Source organism: Streptomyces sp. NPDC101152, from assembly GCF_044768275.1.
In the GTDB taxonomy this organism is placed as follows: domain Bacteria; phylum Actinomycetota; class Actinomycetes; order Streptomycetales; family Streptomycetaceae; genus Streptomyces.
On sequence record NZ_JBIWPO010000029.1, the window covers coordinates 39,516 to 56,369 of the forward strand.

At 70.6% G+C, this 16,854-nt stretch carries 15 protein-coding genes and 1 pseudogene; 5 read left to right on the plus strand and 11 right to left on the minus strand.

Going from position 1 to position 16,854, the window contains the following annotated elements:
• Positions 1 to 10: 10 nt before the first annotated feature.
• On the plus strand, positions 11 to 2,419 hold the full coding sequence (locus ACIRVK_RS30220) for an MMPL family transporter (protein WP_404252691.1): 2,409 nt from the start codon (positions 11 to 13) through the stop codon (positions 2,417 to 2,419).
• A gap of 1 nt (position 2,420) precedes the next feature.
• Here the strand turns inward: ACIRVK_RS30220 and ACIRVK_RS30225 are convergent.
• The 9 genes and pseudogenes from ACIRVK_RS30225 to ACIRVK_RS30265 all read right to left on the minus strand — a co-directional run bounded on the left by ACIRVK_RS30225 (position 2,421) and on the right by ACIRVK_RS30265 (position 9,264).
• Positions 2,421 to 3,008 (minus strand): annotated as a pseudogene (locus tag ACIRVK_RS30225) (Uma2 family endonuclease).
• Positions 3,009 to 3,099: 91 nt separating this feature from the next.
• Positions 3,100 to 3,846 (minus strand): TetR family transcriptional regulator, encoded by a 747-nt coding sequence (locus tag ACIRVK_RS30230; RefSeq protein WP_404252567.1) that lies wholly within the window; start codon positions 3,844 to 3,846, stop codon positions 3,100 to 3,102.
• 52 nt (positions 3,847 to 3,898) lie between these two features.
• The gene (locus tag ACIRVK_RS30235; protein ID WP_404252569.1) at positions 3,899 to 4,309 is read right to left on the minus strand and encodes a VOC family protein; all 411 of its coding nucleotides are present in this window, start codon (positions 4,307 to 4,309) and stop codon (positions 3,899 to 3,901) included.
• 55 nt (positions 4,310 to 4,364) lie between these two features.
• Entirely contained in the window at positions 4,365 to 4,928 is a 564-nt protein-coding gene (locus ACIRVK_RS30240) for a hypothetical protein (RefSeq protein ID WP_404252571.1), read from the minus strand.
• 155 nt (positions 4,929 to 5,083) lie between these two features.
• On the minus strand, positions 5,084 to 5,857 hold the full coding sequence (locus tag ACIRVK_RS30245) for a succinate dehydrogenase iron-sulfur subunit (protein WP_404252573.1): 774 nt from the start codon (positions 5,855 to 5,857) through the stop codon (positions 5,084 to 5,086).
• Positions 5,857 to 7,611, minus strand: a complete 1,755-nt coding sequence (gene sdhA, locus ACIRVK_RS30250) for a succinate dehydrogenase flavoprotein subunit (RefSeq protein WP_404252575.1) — start codon at positions 7,609 to 7,611, stop codon at positions 5,857 to 5,859. Before sdhA ends, ACIRVK_RS30245 begins: the two co-directional genes overlap by 1 nt.
• Before the next feature lie 19 nt (positions 7,612 to 7,630).
• Entirely contained in the window at positions 7,631 to 8,113 is a 483-nt protein-coding gene (locus ACIRVK_RS30255; protein ID WP_404252577.1) for a succinate dehydrogenase hydrophobic membrane anchor subunit, read from the minus strand.
• A 5-nt stretch (positions 8,114 to 8,118) separates the two neighbouring features.
• The gene (gene sdhC / locus ACIRVK_RS30260) at positions 8,119 to 8,499 is read right to left on the minus strand and encodes a succinate dehydrogenase, cytochrome b556 subunit (RefSeq protein WP_404252579.1); all 381 of its coding nucleotides are present in this window, start codon (positions 8,497 to 8,499) and stop codon (positions 8,119 to 8,121) included.
• Between the two features lie 252 nt (positions 8,500 to 8,751).
• Positions 8,752 to 9,264 (minus strand): 2-oxo-4-hydroxy-4-carboxy-5-ureidoimidazoline decarboxylase, encoded by a 513-nt coding sequence (locus tag ACIRVK_RS30265; protein WP_404252581.1) that lies wholly within the window; start codon positions 9,262 to 9,264, stop codon positions 8,752 to 8,754.
• Positions 9,265 to 9,419: 155 nt separating this feature from the next.
• Between ACIRVK_RS30265 and ACIRVK_RS30270 the strand changes: the two genes are divergently transcribed.
• Positions 9,420 to 11,069: a glycoside hydrolase family 20 protein gene (locus ACIRVK_RS30270; protein WP_404252583.1), complete on the plus strand. Its 1,650-nt coding sequence runs from the start codon at positions 9,420 to 9,422 to the stop codon at positions 11,067 to 11,069.
• Between the two features lie 115 nt (positions 11,070 to 11,184).
• Entirely contained in the window at positions 11,185 to 11,757 is a 573-nt protein-coding gene (locus tag ACIRVK_RS30275) for a hypothetical protein (protein WP_404252585.1), read from the plus strand.
• Positions 11,758 to 11,773: 16 nt separating this feature from the next.
• Here the strand turns inward: ACIRVK_RS30275 and ACIRVK_RS30280 are convergent, their stop codons facing one another.
• Positions 11,774 to 12,217, minus strand: coding sequence for a DUF1877 family protein (locus ACIRVK_RS30280; RefSeq protein ID WP_404252587.1), 444 nt, complete (start codon positions 12,215 to 12,217; stop codon positions 11,774 to 11,776).
• Positions 12,218 to 12,384: 167 nt separating this feature from the next.
• Here ACIRVK_RS30280 and ACIRVK_RS30285 point away from each other — a divergent pair, with 167 nt between their 5' ends.
• Both ACIRVK_RS30285 and ACIRVK_RS30290 read left to right on the plus strand, forming a co-directional pair.
• A complete protein-coding gene (locus tag ACIRVK_RS30285; protein ID WP_404252589.1) occupies positions 12,385 to 12,786 on the plus strand; it encodes a hypothetical protein in 402 nt (133 codons plus the stop codon).
• 47 nt (positions 12,787 to 12,833) lie between these two features.
• Entirely contained in the window at positions 12,834 to 14,306 is a 1,473-nt protein-coding gene (locus ACIRVK_RS30290) for a DHA2 family efflux MFS transporter permease subunit (protein ID WP_404252591.1), read from the plus strand.
• A 9-nt stretch (positions 14,307 to 14,315) separates the two neighbouring features.
• Here ACIRVK_RS30290 and ACIRVK_RS30295 read toward each other — a convergent pair whose 3' ends face one another.
• Positions 14,316 to 16,601 carry an N-acetylmuramoyl-L-alanine amidase gene (locus ACIRVK_RS30295; RefSeq protein WP_404252593.1) on the minus strand — a complete coding sequence of 762 codons (2,286 nt, stop codon included), beginning with the start codon at positions 16,599 to 16,601 and terminating at the stop codon, positions 14,316 to 14,318.
• Positions 16,602 to 16,854 lie beyond the last annotated feature (253 nt).

Below are 16,854 nucleotides of genomic sequence, written 5' to 3' on the forward strand. Positions count from 1 at the left end.
CGTGGCGGCATTGGCACGCTGGTGCTACCGGCACCGGCTGGTGGTCCTGTTGCTGTGGGTGGGGGCACTGTTCGGCCTGGGCTTCTCGGCCTCGGCGGCGGGGACGAACTACGCGAACGTCTTCTCCCTCCCCGACACGGACTCCAAGAGCGCGTACGACCTCATGCAGAAGGCCTTCCCGGCCACCTCGGGCGACACGGACACCGTCGTGTGGAAGGTCGACGGCGGCTCGGTGCGGGACCAGGCGGTCCAGGACCGGATCCGGCCCGCCCTCGACAGGATCGCCGCCATGGACGGCGTGGGCGCGGTCACCAGCCCCTACGCCGGCCCGCGCGGGGCGGCCCAGATCAGCCGCGACGGCACCGTCGCGTACGCCCAGCTGACCTTCACCAAGCGGGCCAACGAGGTGCCCAAGAACCTCGTCCAGAACGTCGTCGACACCGCGCAGGGCGCACGCGGGGCGGGAGTGCACGTCGAGTTGGGCGGCCAGGCCATCCAGCGCATCCAGTCGCCGCCGCAGGGTCTGTCGGAGATGGTCGGCATCGTCGCCGCGGCCGTGGTGCTCTTCCTGGCCTTCGGCTCGTTCTTCGCGATGATGCTGCCGATCGCCATCGCGGTCTTCGGCGTCGGCATGGGCCTGTTCTCCACCCAGTTGCTGAGCCACGCCACCGACATCCCCGACATCGCCCCGCTGCTCGCCTCCCTGATCGGCCTCGGCGTGGGCATCGACTACGCCCTGTTCATCGTCACCCGGCACCGACGCGGCATCCTGCGGGGCATGGCGCCCGAGGAGTCGGCGGTCACCGCCCTCAACACCTCCGGCCGGGCGGTGCTGTTCGCGGGCGGCACGGTCTGCATCGCGCTCGCCGGCATGCTCGTGACCCGGCTGCGCTTCCTGGACGGCGTGGTCGTCGGCACGTCCCTGACGGTGGTGCTCAGCGTGCTGGCCGCCACGACCCTCCTGCCGGCCCTGCTCGGCTTCCTGGGCCCGCGGGTACTCAGCCGGCGCCAGCGCCGCAGGCTCGCCGCCGAGGGACCCGAGCCGGAGCGGGCGAGCGGTCTCGCCGCGCGCTGGTCGGCGAACGTGCAGCGGCGTCCCCGGCGGATCGCCGCACTCGCCCTGGTCGTCATGGCCGTCCTCGCCGTCCCGGTGCTGTCGCTGCGTCTCGGCGCCACCGACCAGGGCAACGACGACGCGTCCACGACCACCCGCAAGGCGTACGACCTGCTCGCCGAGGGCTTCGGCCCCGGCTTCAACGGCCCCCTCCAGGTGGTCACCCAGAGCGGCGACACCGCCACCCTGGTCAAGGGCATCGAGTCGACGCCCGGTGTCGCCCGCGTGGCCGCCCTCCCGCCCGCGAAGGGCGTGACGGTCATCCAGGTCGTACCGACGACGTCGCCGCAGTCGAAGCAGACCGACGACCTCATCGACACCCTGCGCGACAAGGTGATCCCGCGCGCGGGCGCCACGGCACACGTGGGCGGGGTGACGGCGGTGTCCAAGGACTTCGCCTCGGTGACCGGCAACCGCCTGCCCCTCTTCATCGCGACGATCATCGGCCTCGGTTTCCTGCTGCTCCTGGTGGCCTTCCGCTCCCTGGTCGTCCCGCTGACGGCGGCCCTGATGAACCTGATCGCCGCGGCGGCCTCCTTCGGCGTGCTGGTCGCGATCTTCCAGTGGGGCTGGGGCCTGAGCCTGCTCGGCCTCGGCAAGGAGGGCCCGATCAACGCGTTCCTGCCGGTCATCATGCTGTCGCTGCTCTTCGGGCTCTCGATGGACTACCAGGTGTTCCTGGTGAGCCGCATGCACGAGGAGTGGGTCCACACCCGCGACAACGCGCGCGCCGTGCGGGTCGGCCTGGCGGAGACCAGCCGGGTGATCAACTCGGCCGCGCTCATCATGGTCTGCGTCTTCATGGCGTTCGTCCTGAGCGGCGACTCGGGCGCGGCGATGGCGGGCGTGGGCCTGGCCGCCGCCGTGGCGCTGGACGCGTTCATCCTGCGGACGGCACTGGTGCCGGCGGCGATGCATCTGCTCGGGAAGTCCAACTGGTGGCTCCCGGGCTGGCTGGAGAAGCGGCTGCCGCATCTCGCGGTCGAGCCGAAGGAGGAGGCGCCGGAGTCACCGGCGACCGGGGAGGGCCCCGCCTCGGTGATCCACGGCTTCATCCGCACGGCCGACGGCGACCCCGTGGAGGGCGCCTCGGTGACGCTGCTGTCGAAGGGCGGTCGTCAACTGGACCGGGTGACGTCCCTGGCGGACGGCTCGTACATCGTGTCGGTACCGGCGCCGGGCGCCTATCTGCTGGCGACGACGGCTCCGTCGTACGGGTCACGGGCGGCGCACGTCGTGGTGACGGAGGGGCCGCTGCTGTACGACGTGGAGCTGGCGGAGGGGCAGGTGGACGCGGTCAACTAGTTCAGGCCAGTCCGGCTTTGAGGAGGCGCTCGACGTCCAGCACGACCTTGCCACCCACGGACTCGGGGAGCGTGACCAGCTCCCCGGGAATGTGGATCCCGTGTTTGACGTAGCCGCGGGCCGTCGGCTCGGCCAGCACGTGGAGGCGCTGGTGCTTGCGGTCGACGATCACGTAGACAGGGATCCGGGCCTCGGCGTAGTAGTTGACCTTGGTCTGCAGGTCTGTTTTCCAGTTGCTGGAGGTGACCTCCATGACCAGGCGGAAGCACGTCGGGTCGTAACAGCTGTTCTCGACCAAGTGATCACGGTAGTCGTCGTCGATCACCGACAGATCTGGGATCGCGTAGTCCTCCGCACCGCTGGGCAGTCAGAGACCGATGCCCGGGAGCGCACGCACGAGACCCAGGCCCAGGAACGGGGTTGCGAACAGCATCAGTGCTTCGGAGTGAGGGCCGTCCGGCGGTGGGCTGACGAGGATCTGGTCTCCGATGATCTCGACGCGGAGGCCCGGAACGCTCTCCATGATGTGGTTCGCCTCGGCGATCTGCGACCATTCCTCGTGCGGCCGCTCGACAGCTGCTGCGGACATCAGGTGCCTCCCATGGGCTGGTGTCCCGAGCATCATCGTAGGCCCGCGGGACGGCAGGTGTCCCGTTCGATCCGCTTCACCCGAAAGTGGATCACCTCGCGTGCCCCTTGCCCCCCGGCTCCGGCAGCACCTTCGTCATCCCCGGCAGGAAGTCCGTGAACAGCTCGTGCACCTCCCGCACCAGCGGCCGGAGCACCCGGAAGCGGGCCAGCGACACGCCACGAGCCGTCAACCGGGCCCCCCTCTCGGCAAGCCGGTAGCTGCGCTCCCGCCCCTGAGTGCGGTCGAAGATCCAGTACAGGACCAGGCCCATCTGGGCGAGCCACATCAACTCGGGCAGGACGTCCCGGAGTTCGTCCGGCACCTTGGTCCCCGTCGCGCCCGCCAGCACCTCGCGGTGGACGGAGATCGCCTCCCCGCGCGCGTGCTCCGACTCCTCGGAGAAGGGGCTGAGCGGACTGTCCGGGTCGGCGGCGTTCTTGAAGAACTGGATCGCGAACTCGTGGTACGGCGCCGCGATGTCCAGCCACGCCTTCAGCACGCCCGCGAGCCGCGCCTCCAGTTCGGTCTCCCGGCCCAGCACCTCCCGGACCGCCACCTGGTGCTCGGCGGCGATGCGGTCGTAGAAGCCCTGGATCAGGTGTTCCTTGCCGGCGAAGTAGTAGTACGCGTTGCCGACCGAGACCCCGGCCTCCTGGGCGATGGCCCGCATGGTCGTCCGGTCGTAGCCCCGCTCCTGGAACAGCCGCATCGCGGTCTCGAGGATCAGCGCACGGGTCTGCTCGGACTTGCTGGGCGCGCCCTCGTCGTGCGGCGGGCTGTCGTTCTTCGCTGACACGCACGAGAGCCTACGGGGTGACCCGCCGGACCCCTCAGGCCTTGAGGCCCGCTCAGGGGCGGCGGCCCAGTTCCGGGCGCTTGGTGTAGTCCGTGAAGCCGATGACGTTGCCCCACGGGTCGGCGATCTCCACGGTCCAGCCGGTGGCCACCGGGAAGGGGGCGTCGAGGGGGACGATGCCCGCCGCGGAGAGGGCGTCGGCCGCCTTCCGGGCGTCGGCCACCTCGATCCACACGCGGGGCGCGGGCCACGGCGGCGGCCGGTGCCCCAGCTCGTCCTCCTGCCGCAGCAGGATCCCGGGCGTCTCCGCCCCGACCTTCAGCAGCGCGATCCCGGCCTCGTCGAGGCGGAAGCCCACGGCGAACCCGGCGCGCTCGTAGAAGTCGACCGCCGCGCCGAGGTCGCCGACGGGCAGCAGGACGTTGTCGAATCCGAGCAGTTCGTACGACTGGTCATCTGACATACCGTCAGAATAGGTGGGAAGGCGGCCGGGACCCGTGATTGGCCGGCCGTGGGCTTCACATGCTGCTGAGCGAGCGGGCGTAGTTGATCTGGCCCATGACCGCCGGGAAGGTGTGCGGACCGAGGGCCGGGATCATCGTCGAGTGGTGCCGGCCCGCGCTGGTCACCGTGACCTGGATGAAGCCGGTGGTCCGCTTCTCCTTCATCAGGAGGAAGAACAACCCGAGGAGGCAGAAGATGAAGAAGATGATCGCGAGCACGATCGCGACCGTCGGGATCTTCTCCTCGGTGTGCGACATGTCGGTGGCGTTCCACACCGCGCCGCGCAGCGGGAGGGTGCCGGCGGGCGTGATGATCTGGTCGCCCATCACCGTGATGTCCCCGATGGCCAGCAGCGGGGCCCCGCCCACGGGGCCAGGAGCGCCCGGCGGGGGGAAGCCGTAGGCCGGCGTGGCGGGCTGCTGCGGGTAGCCGTACGCCGGCTGCTCCGGGCCGGGGTAGCCGTACCCGGGCGGCGGTGTCGTGGGCGGCATGGCGGGCGGCGGTCCGGCCGGCTGGGCGGGCGGCTGCTGCGGGCCCCACTCGCCCGCTCCGCTCTGGTACGGATTCGGCTCGCTCATGCTCTCGTCCCCCGTTTCCCGGCCCGCTCCGATCGGACTGCCGGATCAGCGCCTCATATTGCCAGCCGGGCCTCTCCCGCCGCCACCTGGTCACACACACCGCGGGGCCCTGTTTCCGAAGTGGCGGAAACAGGGCCCCGGATGACGGCGGAAGGTCAGAAACGGCGCGTGATGAGCGCCCGCTTGACTTCCTGGATCGCCTTGGTGACCTCGATGCCACGGGGGCAGGCGTCCGTGCAGTTGAAGGTGGTGCGGCAGCGCCAGACGCCGTCGCGGTCGTTGAGGATCTCCAGGCGCTGCTCGCCCGCCTCGTCACGCGAGTCGAAGATGAAGCGGTGCGCGTTGACGATGGCGGCCGGACCGAAGTACTGGCCGTCGTTCCAGAAGACCGGGCACGACGACGTGCACGCGGCGCACAGGATGCACTTCGTGGTGTCGTCGAAGCGCTCGCGGTCCTGAGCCGACTGCAGCCGCTCGCGCGTGGGCTCGTTCGTGTCCTTCGTGATGAGGAAGGGCATGACGTCCCGGTACGCCTGGAAGAACGGCTCCATGTCGACCACGAGGTCCTTGAGCACCGTCAGGCCCTTGATGGCCTCGACCGTGATCGGCTTCTCGGGGTTGATGTCCTTGATCAGCGTCTTGCAGGCGAGACGGTTCTTGCCGTTGATCCGCATCGCGTCCGAGCCGCAGATGCCGTGGGCGCACGAGCGACGGAAGGTCAGCGTGCCGTCGAGGTCCCACTTGATCTTGTGGAGGGCGTCGAGGACGCGCTCCTTCGGGTCGATCTCCAGCTGGAAGTCTTCCCAGGTCGCCTCGGCCGAGACCTCCGGGTTGAACCGGCGGACGCGCAGCGTGACGGTGATGTACGGGGAGTCGGCGAAGCCGGGCTCGGGGGCCGCGTCCGCCTTCTCCAGGGTCGGAGTTGCCATCAGTACTTACGCTCCATCGGCTGGTAGCGGGTCTGGACGACCGGCTTGTAGTCCAGGCGCACGGTCTCGGTGCCGTCGTCGCCCACCTCGCGGTACGCCATGGTGTGGCGCATGAAGTTGACGTCGTCGCGGTTCGGGTAGTCCTCGCGGTAGTGACCGCCGCGGGACTCCTTGCGGGCCAGCGCGGAGACCGCCATGACCTCGGCCAGCTCCAGCAGGTTACCCAGCTCGACGGCCTCCAGCAGGTCCGTGTTGAACCGCTTGCCCTTGTCCTGGATCGCGACGTTCTTGTAGCGCTCGCGCAGCTCGGCGATCTTCTCGACGGCCGTCTTGATCGTCTGCTCGGTGCGGAACACCATGACGTTGGCGTCCATGGTCTCCTGCAGCTCGCGGCGCAGCACGGACACGCGCTCGGTGCCCGTCGACGACCGCAGCCGCTCGATCTGCGAGACGACGAACTCGGCGGGGTTCTCCGGCAGCTCGACGAAGTCGGCCTTCTGGCTGTACTCCGCCGCCGCGATGCCGGCCCTGCGGCCGAACACGTTGATGTCCAGGAGGGAGTTCGTGCCCAGACGGTTGGCGCCGTGCACCGACACGCAGGCGACCTCACCGGCGGCGTACAGACCCGGGACCACGGTCGTGTTGTCGGAGAGCACCTCGCCCTCGACGTTCGTCGGGATGCCGCCCATCGCGTAGTGCGCGGTGGGCTGGATCGGGATCGGGTCCGTGTACGGCTCGATGCCCAGGTAGGTGCGGGCGAACTCGGTGATGTCGGGCAGCTTGGCGTCCAGCTGCTCCGGCGGGAGGTGCGTGAGGTCCAGGTAGACGTGGTCGCCCTCGGGACCGCAGCCGCGGCCCTCACGGATCTCCGTGTAGATGGAGCGGGAGACGACGTCACGGGACGCGAGGTCCTTCATGACCGGCGCGTACTTCTCCATGAAGCGCTCGCCGTCCTTGTTGCGCAGGATGCCGCCCTCACCGCGGGCGCCCTCCGTCAGCAGGATGCCCATGCGCCAGATGCCGGTCGGGTGGAACTGGAAGAACTCCATGTCCTCCAGCGGCAGCCCGCGCCGGTAGACGGCGGCCTGGCCGTCACCGGTCAGGGTGTGCGCGTTGGACGTCACCTTGAAGAACTTGCCGCAGCCACCGGACGCGTAGATCACGGCCTTCGCCTGGAAGATGTGGATCTCACCCGTCGCCAGCTCGTACGCCACCACACCGGCCGACCGCTTCACACCGTCGACCTCGGTGATCAACTGGTCCAGGACGTAGAACTCGTTGAAGAACTCCACGCCCTCCTTCACACAGTTCTGGTAGAGCGTCTGGAGGATCATGTGGCCGGTGCGGTCGGCCGCGTAGCAGGAGCGGCGGACCGGGGCCTCGCCGTGGTTGCGGGAGTGACCGCCGAAGCGCCTCTGGTCGATCGTGCCGTTCGGGGTGCGGTTGAACGGCAGGCCCATCTTCTCCAGGTCGAGGACCGAGTCGATGGCCTCCTTCGCCAGGATCTCGGCGGCGTCCTGGTCGACCAGGTAGTCACCGCCCTTGACCGTGTCGAAGGTGTGCCACTCCCAGTTGTCCTCTTCCACGTTGGCCAGCGCGGCGGCCATGCCGCCCTGCGCGGCGCCCGTGTGGGAGCGGGTGGGGTAGAGCTTGGTCAGCACGGCGGTGCGGCTGCGCTTCGTCGACTCGATGGCGGCGCGCATACCGGCGCCACCGGCGCCGACGATGACGGTGTCGTACTTGTGGATCTTCATGATTCTCGCAGCCCCGTGCCTAGCGGATGTTCGGGTCGAAGGTGAAGATCACCAGCGTGCCCAGCAGGATGGTGAACACCGTGGCGGTGTAGAGCAGGCCCTTGAGCCACAGCCGGGTGTTCGCGCGCTCCGCGTAGTCGTTGATGACCGTGCGCAGGCCGTTGGCGCCGTGCAGCATCGCGAGCCACAGCATGAGCAGGTCCCAGACCTGCCAGAACGGGCTCGCCCAGCGGCCGGCCACGAAGGCGAAGCCGATCTTCGACACGCCGCCGTCCAGCACGAGCTGGATCAGCAGGTGGCCGAGGACCAGGACGACCAGCACGATGCCGGACAGGCGCATGAACAGCCAGCCGTACATCTCGAAGTTGCCCCGGGTGGACTTCGGGGACTTCTTGGTGCGCTTGCGCGGGGCCTCGATGAGGGGTGCCGGGTTGTCGACGTTGTAGAGGGACCCGCCCTCGACGGGGCCGACGCCGGAAGCGGTGGATTCGGTGGTGGCCATCGGTGTCAGCTCCCGAACAGTTCACGAGCGGCGTGGCCGAGGACGGGGTAGATCGCCCCGAGCATCAGCACGACCCACAGGCCCACGACGGACCAGAGCATCTGCTTCTGGTAGCGCGGGCCCTTCGACCAGAAGTCGACGGCGATGACGCGCAGGCCGTTCAGTGCGTGGAAGAGGATCGCGGCGACGAGGCCGTACTCCAGCACGGCGACGACCGGCGTCTTGTAGGTGGCTACGACCTTGTCGTAGTCCTCGGGGGAGACACGGACGAGAGCGGTGTCCAGCACGTGAACGAACAGGAAGAAGAAGATGAGGACGCCGGTGACTCGGTGAGCCACCCAGGACCACATTCCTTCCCGGCCGCGGTACAGCGTTCCAGCCGGCACGGAAGTCCCTCCGGGAGCGGGGATTGGGGCCGCGCCGGCTTTGCCTGTCGGTCGGGCCCGGCCGGGTACGGTCCACCGGCCCCCAGCATGGTAGCCAGCCGCTGGCTTGATGCTTACGGGGGGCCTACCGGTGTGATCAATGTGGCACGCGTTTGGGTGAGCGTTTGCGGCTTATGGGTGGGGGGTCCTGTTATCGGCCGGGTGCCGGTTCGTTGTGGCTGGTCGCGCTCGCGCGGCGGTAGCCGCACATCGTCACAGCCCCGCGCCCCTCAGTAGGTCCACGAGCCGTTCCTTTGCGAGGCGGCGGAGTTCCTCTGCGGCCACCAGGCGTTCCTCTTCCGGATCGTTTGTCAAACGTGACCGGATGGCTGCCAAGACGTGGTCCAGGACCTCGACCGGGGGGACTCCGTCGACGCAGATCACGAAGGCGTGGCCGAATTTTGTCTCGTATGCGGCTTGTGCGGCTCTCATGGCGGTATGGGCTGCGGTGTACGTACCGTCGGGTAGCGTGGGGAGAGCCTCGGCGGCCAGGGCCTCCGTGAGGTCCGCGGGGCCGAGGTCGTAGGCCGCCTCGTCGGAGGCCGCCAGGAGCGCGGCGAGGTCCGGGTAGGGGCGGTGGTCCGCCACCCGGTGGGCCCAGCGGAGGCAGCGGAGGCAGTCCAGGAGGAGCTTGCGGGCCTCGTCGGCGGGCGCGGTGTTGAAGGCGTCCAGGACGGTGGGCGGCTTGGGTATGGCCGTGCGGCCGGGAAGGTGTGTGGGCGTCACGTGGGTTTCGGCAGGGGAAGCTGTGAGAGGTGTGACGTCACGTTATCGATAGTGGGCGTGACGTGTCCGACGGATGCCCGACTTTCACCCTCAGGGGAGAGTTTCGGAACGCGTGGTGGACCCGTTCGCCCGCCCGAGGATCGTAGGTTGGCGGAGTGAGTCAGCACAGGCGGCGTCGGCGGCCGGCGCGGAACGTGAAGCCAGGGGTCGTGATCGCGGCGGCGGTCGCCGTGACGGTCGGGGCCGGAGTGGGCCTCGGGCTGTGGGCCTCCGGGGGCGACGGCGGCGCCGCCGGCTCCGCGCAGGCGCAGGCGTCCGGCGGCTCGGGCGACTCGTCCACGGCACCGGGCGCCCCCGCGCCGAGTCCCACCCGCTCGTACCCCCTCTCGCAGGCCCCGCGGACGATCCCCGCCGTGCGGTCGCACACCGCGGCGCACGGGCCCGGCTGGCGTCCGGCGCGCGGCGAGCGGGTGGTCGTGGGCGATCCGCGGCTGGCCGACGACGGGAAGCTGATCGCCTCGGAGCTGGGGCTGACGTACGCCGGCCAGAAGAACGACGTGCGGGCCGGGGACCTGCGGCTGACGTTGGGGGGCGGCGCGGGCGCGAACCCGGAGTCGTACACCATGACCGTGAGCGGTGGACGGGTGAGCATCAGCGGGCCCGCCGACTCCGGGGTGTTCTACGGCACGCGCACGCTGAAGCAGGAGGTGCACGGCGGGGGCACGGCGCCCGAAGGGGTCGTACGGGACGAGCCGGCCAAGCCCGTGCGCGGATTCATGCTGGACATCGCGCGCAAGAACTTCACGGCGCGGTGGATCGAGGACCGGGTGAAGGAGCTCGGGGACCTCAAGTTCAACGAGCTGGGGCTGCACTTCTCGGACGACCAGGGGTTCCGGATCGAGTCGAGCACCCATCCCGAGATCGTCTCGGCACAGCACCTGACGAAGGCCGAGGTGCGGCAGATCGTCGCGCTCGCCGCCAGCCGGCACATCACCGTCGTGCCCGAGATCGACTCGCCGGGGCACCTGGGAGCCGTCATCGCAGCCCACCCCGATCTCCAGCTGCGCAACGCGCAGGGAAGCGCCACGCGCGGTGCCGTCGACATCTCCAAGCCCGCCGCCGGGAAGCTCGTCGACGATCTGCTCAACGAGTACGCCGGTCTCTTCCCCGGCGGCCAGTGGAACCTCGGTGGTGACGAGTACCAGGCGCTCACCGTGTCCGACCCGCAGACGTCCTTCCCACAACTGGCCGCCGCCGCGCGGCAGAAGTACGGCTCCGGCGCCACGGTCGCCGACCTGACCACCGGCTGGCTGAACGACCGCGCCAACACCGTCCGCGCCCACAACCGGACGATGCGCGTCTGGAACGACGGCTTCTTCCGGGGCACGTCCGTGCAGCCCGCCAAGGACCTCCAGGTCGGGTACTGGACCGGCAAGGAGTTCGGGGCGCGGCAGCCGGTGGACTATCTGAGCGCGGGCCGGAAGCTGATCAACTACAACGACGAGTACCTGTACTACGTGCTCGGGGAGCCCAACAACTTCGTCTATCCGACCGGGCAGCGCATCTACGAGCAGTGGACCCCGCTCGTCGTGCGCGGCACCACGGCGGTCCCGGCGCGCTACGACGGGCAGATCCTCGGCGGCAGCTTCGCCGTGTGGTGCGACCTCTCGAACTCCCAGACGCAGGACCAGGTCGCGGCCGGCATCCGGATGCCGCTGAGGGCCACGGTCCAGAAGCTGTGGGATCCGGGGCGGCCGGCATTGTCGTGGGCGCAGTTCAAGGCCCTGGCCGACCGGTTGGGGTGACGCTCGTTGGCCGAAAACCTGGCCCTGTGACACTCCCGGGGCGTCGCACGCAGTAAGGGGAAGTGTGGGCTCCGTTAAGGTCGGCGCCCGTGGAGGCGTGCAGAGGGAGGCGTGGATGAGCCTGGTGGAGCTGATCGCTCAGGCCGACGAACGCGGACTGGCCGCCAGTGGGTTGGCTTGTTTGGATCGGTGCCTGCCGTTGCTCGGCGGTGACGACGAGGCGCTGCGGCCCCTGTGGGGGAGCCTCTCGGACGCCGGGGACGCCCGCGAGTGGGGCGAGCTGCTGGAGCAGGTACGGGGCAAACTGACCGGGGCGGACGAGTGTGACGCCTCCGCCGAGGACGAGGCGGCGCTGCTGGCGCGGCGGATGCTGAGTGCCGCGCCGGTGGAGCGGTCGGGCGCGGCGCTGCGGGTGTGGGCCGACGGGTGTTCGGTGGCCGCGCTGCGGATACACCGGCTGCTCGACCCGCTCGCCGACCGGGACTCCTCGGTCGACTCCCGGCGCGAGGGGCTGACGGAGGGGATGTCGCCGTTGGTGGCGGCGGAGCTGCGGCGGCAGGTGACCGTTCTGGAACTGCTGGCCGGGCACGGTCCGGCCGGGCTGCGGCGCGCGCTGGACGTGTCGGTCGAGGGGCGGCGCGTGCTGCGGGCCGTCGTCTCGCGCAGGGCGCGGACGCGGCAAAGGTAGGGCCGGCCCGGGCGCCTCAGTGCAGCAGGCACTTGACGACCGCGTCGCCGTACTCCGTCGTACGGGCGTAGAAGGCGGTGAGATCCTTGTGGGTCGCCGCGAAGAGGGCCCGTAGTTCCGGTTCCACTTCGGGGCCGCCGTAGTCGCTCAGCAGTCGGGCTCTCGCCTGCTGCCACAGCGTCTCGAAGTCCGCCGACGCCAGGAAGGCGTGGACCCGGGCCACCTGCGCCGCCGTGAGCAGCAGGAACGGGGGTACGGCGGTGCCGCCGAGGACCACGTCGGCCGACGGGCCGTAGAGGGCCTGCTGGTCCCGGTAGGTGGCGTCCAGGACCTCCTCGCGGTGCCGGTCCATGCGGACGCGCACGGTGTCCCAGTCGTCCTCGAACAGCCGTTGCAACCAGTTCGCGCTGTTGCGCAGGGCCGGGGGCGGCACCGCGCGGAGATGGAAGTACACGCTCATCAGTGAGAGGAGCGCACGGAACGGGCGAAGCGTCACTCTCGGGCAAACGTCCCAGCTGAGGGCTTCCTGTGAGCGTGCCGGGGTGGAGCTGGGGCGGTCCTGCGCCGGTCCCGGGGAAGCCCGGGATTTCGCGTGACACAGGACACGCCGGCCCCGCTCCTGTGTATGTGACTACCTTCCAGGAGACCAGGCCGAGCGCGGCGGCGAAGCCCGTGCGGTGGGCGGCGGACGCGGTGGCGGTGATGCGGGAGGGCGCGCGGCTGCGCCTCGACTACTCGGCGCAGAGCCTGTGGCGCGTCGACCGGGTGATCGACGAGATGCGCCGGGACGAGGTGCCGTACGCCGCCGTGGAGAAGGCGCTGCGCGGGTTCGGGGCCTACGCGGGCGAGGTGATCGTCCGTCAGGCCGGAGGCGAGTGGTGGGCCAGTGGGGGCGAGCACTGGCTGCGCACCCCGGACGGCCGGCTGTGGGACCCGGTGGACGAGGCCCGGCGCTGCTTCCTCGGGGACGGGTCGCTGCGGTTGCTGTGCCGGGAGGCCATGGCTGCGGCGGCAAAATCGACGCAATAAGAGACGCGAGCGTTCCCAAATGGTGGGACGCGGAGCACGATGGGGGTATGGCTGACAACCGTCGTTGGTGGGCCCTCGTCGTCATCGCGCTCGCCCAGTTGATGGTCGTCCTCGACATGACCATCGTCAACATCGCCCTGCCTTCCGCGCAGACCGCCCTGCACATGTCGGACGGGAACCGGCAGTGGGTCATCACCGCCTACACGCTGGCCTTCGGCGGGCTGCTGCTGCTCGGCGGCCGGGTCTCCGACCTGGTCGGCCGGAAGACCACGTTCGTCATCGGGCTGCTCGGCTTCGCCGCCGCCTCCGCGCTCGGCGGTGCCGCGGCCAACTCCGCGATGCTGTTCGGGGCACGCGCCCTGCAGGGCGTCTTCGCCGCGCTGCTCGCCCCCTCCGCGCTGTCGCTGCTGGCCACGACCTTCACCGACCCGAAGGACCGGGGCAAGGCGTTCGGCATCTTCGGCGCGATCATCGGGGCCGGTGCCGCCGTCGGCCTGCTCGCGGGCGGGTTCCTGACGCAGTACCTGAACTGGCGCTGGTGCCTCTACGTCAACGTCCCCATCGCCCTGGTCGCCTTCTTCGGCGCCCTCGCCCTGCTCGCGCCCGGGGAGCGCCACCCCGACGCCCGCCTGGACGTGCCGGGCGCGCTGCTCGGCTCGGCCGGGATGCTCTCGCTGGTGTACGGCTTCTCCGAGGCGGAGTCGCGGAGTTGGGGCGACGGCCTGGTGCTGACGCTGCTCGGCGCCGGGGTCGTCCTGCTCGCTCTGTTCGGGCTGTGGCAGACGCGGGCGCGGGTGCCGTTGCTGCCGATGTCGGTGGTGAAGGACCGCCAGCGGGTCGGGGCGTTCCTGACCGTGCTGCTGACCACCATCGGCATGTTCGGCGTCTTCCTCTTCCTCACCTACTACATGCAAGGCGTCCTCGGGTACTCGCCGGTCAAGACGGGCGTCGCCTACCTCCCCATCACCGTCGGCATGATCACCGGCTCCACCCAGGTCGCCGCCCGGCTGCTGAACCGGGTGCCGCCGCGGGCCCTGCTGGTGCCCGGGCTGCTGCTCGCGGCGGGCGCGCTGGCGATCATCGCGCAGGTGGGCGTGGAGCCCGCGTACGCCTCGCACATCCTGCCCGCCATGCTGATGCTCGGCCTCGGCATGGGCACGGCGATGATGACGTCCGTGTCGCTGGCCACCGGGGGCGTTGCGCCGCGCGACTCCGGCGCGGCCTCCGCCACCTTCAACACCGCGCAGCAGGTGGGCGGTTCGATCGGTACGGCCCTGCTGAACACCATCGCCGCGACCGTGACCGCCCGCTATCTGACCGCGCACGCGGCACCCGGCGTGAACCGGCGGCTGCTCGCGGCGCGGGCCACCGTGCACGGCTTCAACATCGCCACCTGGTGGGCGATGGGGGCGCTGCTGCTGGCCGCCCTGATCGCCGGCGTGGTCGTGAACGCGGACCGGGCGCCCACCCCGCAGGCCGCGCGGGAGAGGACGCCCGAACCGGTGGACTCGGCCACCTGACGTACGTGATCACTTGATGTAGACGAGGCCGTCCGTCGTGACCGTCGGACGGCCGCTCGTCCCCACCACCACGATCTTCACCGTGTGCTTGGCGCTGCCGGACCAGGTCCTGGTCCAGATCGCCTGGCGGTACTGGGTCGTCGAGGACCTCAGGTCGACCGTTCCCACCTGCACGCCGTCGACGTACACGTACGCCTGGCCCGACGTGGACGCCCGCGACACCACCCAGGCGGCCGAGCGGCCCGTGAAGGTCCAGGTCAGGCTCGCGCCCTGGGAGCCGCTGGAGTACGACGTGCCACCGAGGTAGCCGCTGGACGAACGGGCCGTCCAACTGCCGGACTTCACGGCCGAGGTCTCCTGCAGGATCAACGGCGTGTAGGACGCCGACGCGGTGCGGGTGTTGCCCGCGTAGTCGTACGCCGTCATCGACCAGGTGCTCGCGCTGCCCGAGTTGGCCGTGCGGCTGGAACTGGTCGTGGTCGGGCCGAACGTGGCCGTCGTCGGGGACAGCAGGCTCACCGACTTCAGGGCCGCGTTGTCGGTCGCCTTCCAGGCGAGGGTGACCGGGACGGCGGTGGTGTTGACGGTGCCGGTGCGCAGGGAGATCTTCGGCGCGGTCGAGAAGGCGGGCGCCGTGGTGTCGGCGACGACCGTCAGCGCGGCGCTCGTCGCGGTCTTCCCGGACTGGTGCACGGCCCGTACGGCGACGCTGTGGGTGCCCGCGGCGAGCGCGGCGCCGACCGAGGCGGCCGTACCGGAGGCGGTGGCCGCGACCTTGCCGTCCACCAGCAGCTCGAACCGCGAGATCAGCGAACCCGGCGTGGTCGTCGACCACTTCGCCGTGATCGCGCCCTTGGTGTAGTACGTCGAGCCGGACAGCGCCGCGCCGGAGAGCGAGGTGAGCCTCAGGCCCTGTACCGGCCCGGACGCCCAGGCCCGGACGGTCGGCAGCTGGGCGTACAGGGAGTCGCCCGGGCACTGGGTGTTGTAGCCGTCGCGGTGACCGGAGATCCGGTTGAAGGCGTACGAGCTGCCCGCGGTGAAGCTGGTGCCGAAGGCGTTGGTCTGCGTGGCGCCCGCCTTGAGCTGCACGGTCGTCGCCGGGTCGGCGTCGTACTGGCCGAGCTTCCAGGCGGCGATCCGGGCGACCGACTCCAGCGCGGCGTTCGATGCGCCGGTGGCGGTGTACTCGCCGAGCACCGCGATGCCCGCCGCCTCACGGTTCCAGCCGTAGGTGTGTGCGCCGAGCACCGGGAGGTCGACGCCGCCCTTGCGGCCCTCGAAGATCGTGCCGCACTTGTCGACCAGGAAGTTGTAGCCGATGTCGTTCCAGCCGTTGGTCTGCGTGTGGTACGCGTAGATGCCGCGCACGATCGCCGCGGAGTCGGCGCACGAGTAGTCGTTCGTGCCGTCCGTGTGGTGCACGAACACGGCCTTCACGTCGGCGTTGTACTCCGAGGGATCGGGGCTCAGCGACTCGTCGGCGCCCCAGCCGGCGCGGGAGACGATCGGCGGCTCGGGGACGGTGGACGGCGGCGCGGGCGGGACGCTGACGGACGCGCTCGCCGACGGGGACGAACTCGCGGACGGGGAGGCCGAGTCGCTCGCCGGTGCCGACGCGGAGGTGCTGTCGGTGGGGGAGGCGGTGTCGGACGGCGGGACGGAGTCCGTGGGCGGGGCGGCGGAGTCGCCGGGGGCCGCACCGTCCGTCGGGGACGTGCTGTCGGTCGGGGAGGCGCTGTCCGTCGGGCTCGCCTCGGCCACGTACGCGGCCGGTTCGGTGGCCTTCGTCTCGGCGGCCGTCGCCACGCCGGGGTCGACGAGGTCGACCTGGAGGCCCTTGGGCAGTCCCGCGCTGGTGGATCCGCTCCTGCGGACCACCTGGACCTGGACGCCGTCCGAGGGGCCGACCCACAGCGGCTCGGACGCGCCGCGGGCACGGGCCCCGGCCTCGGGGTCCTCCAGCGGGTCGACGTTCGTCTCGAGGTCGCGCCAGGCGGACCACGCGCCGGTCCGCAGGCTGCGGGTACGCACCTGGGCCGTGCCGTGCAGCCGCTTGGCCGGACCCGTCCAGGAGACACCCAGCAGCGAGAACTGTCTGGTCGCGGTGCGCGGCAGCTCCCGCTCGCCGCTCGCCGTGCCCTTCAGCGCCAGGTCGTAGACCTTCACCGGCCGCTTGGCCCGGCGCCCGGGACCGTGGTCGGCGGACGGGCCGGCGGCGGCGTAGGTCGCCACACCTCCACCGCCCAGCACCACCGCACCGAGCGTCAGCCAGGCCCGGCGCCTGAAACCCACTGGTCTGTATGCACGCGTCCCGCGTGGACTCACTTGTCCCACCCCTAGAAAAAGCCAAGGCAGCCACACCTGTCACACAGGCGGCACCTACACACAGCGTCCAGCCATGGCCAAACGTCACAGGAGTGGCTGTACGCGCCCAGTGACACTTCCGTGACGGGCGGCGCTGAGGACCGTGGAGGCGTGCGCACGGACGGAGGTGGCGCACGGGGCGGGCCCGGCAGGGCCACCTTCGCACGTACGAACGAGGACA

Coding starts and splice junctions, on each gene's coding strand:
- ACIRVK_RS30235 (WP_404252569.1), bottom strand. CDS start 4,309: ATGTCAGATGACCAGTCGTACGAACTGCTCGGATTCGACAACGTCCTG.
- ACIRVK_RS30240 (WP_404252571.1), bottom strand. CDS start 4,928: ATGAGCGAGCCGAATCCGTACCAGAGCGGAGCGGGCGAGTGGGGCCCG.
- ACIRVK_RS30245 (WP_404252573.1), bottom strand. CDS start 5,857: ATGGCAACTCCGACCCTGGAGAAGGCGGACGCGGCCCCCGAGCCCGGC.
- sdhA (WP_404252575.1), bottom strand. CDS start 7,611: ATGAAGATCCACAAGTACGACACCGTCATCGTCGGCGCCGGTGGCGCC.
- ACIRVK_RS30255 (WP_404252577.1), bottom strand. CDS start 8,113: ATGGCCACCACCGAATCCACCGCTTCCGGCGTCGGCCCCGTCGAGGGC.
- ACIRVK_RS30275 (WP_404252585.1), top strand. CDS start 11,185: ATGAGCCTGGTGGAGCTGATCGCTCAGGCCGACGAACGCGGACTGGCC.
- ACIRVK_RS30280 (WP_404252587.1), bottom strand. CDS start 12,217: ATGAGCGTGTACTTCCATCTCCGCGCGGTGCCGCCCCCGGCCCTGCGC.
- ACIRVK_RS30290 (WP_404252591.1), top strand. CDS start 12,834: ATGGCTGACAACCGTCGTTGGTGGGCCCTCGTCGTCATCGCGCTCGCC.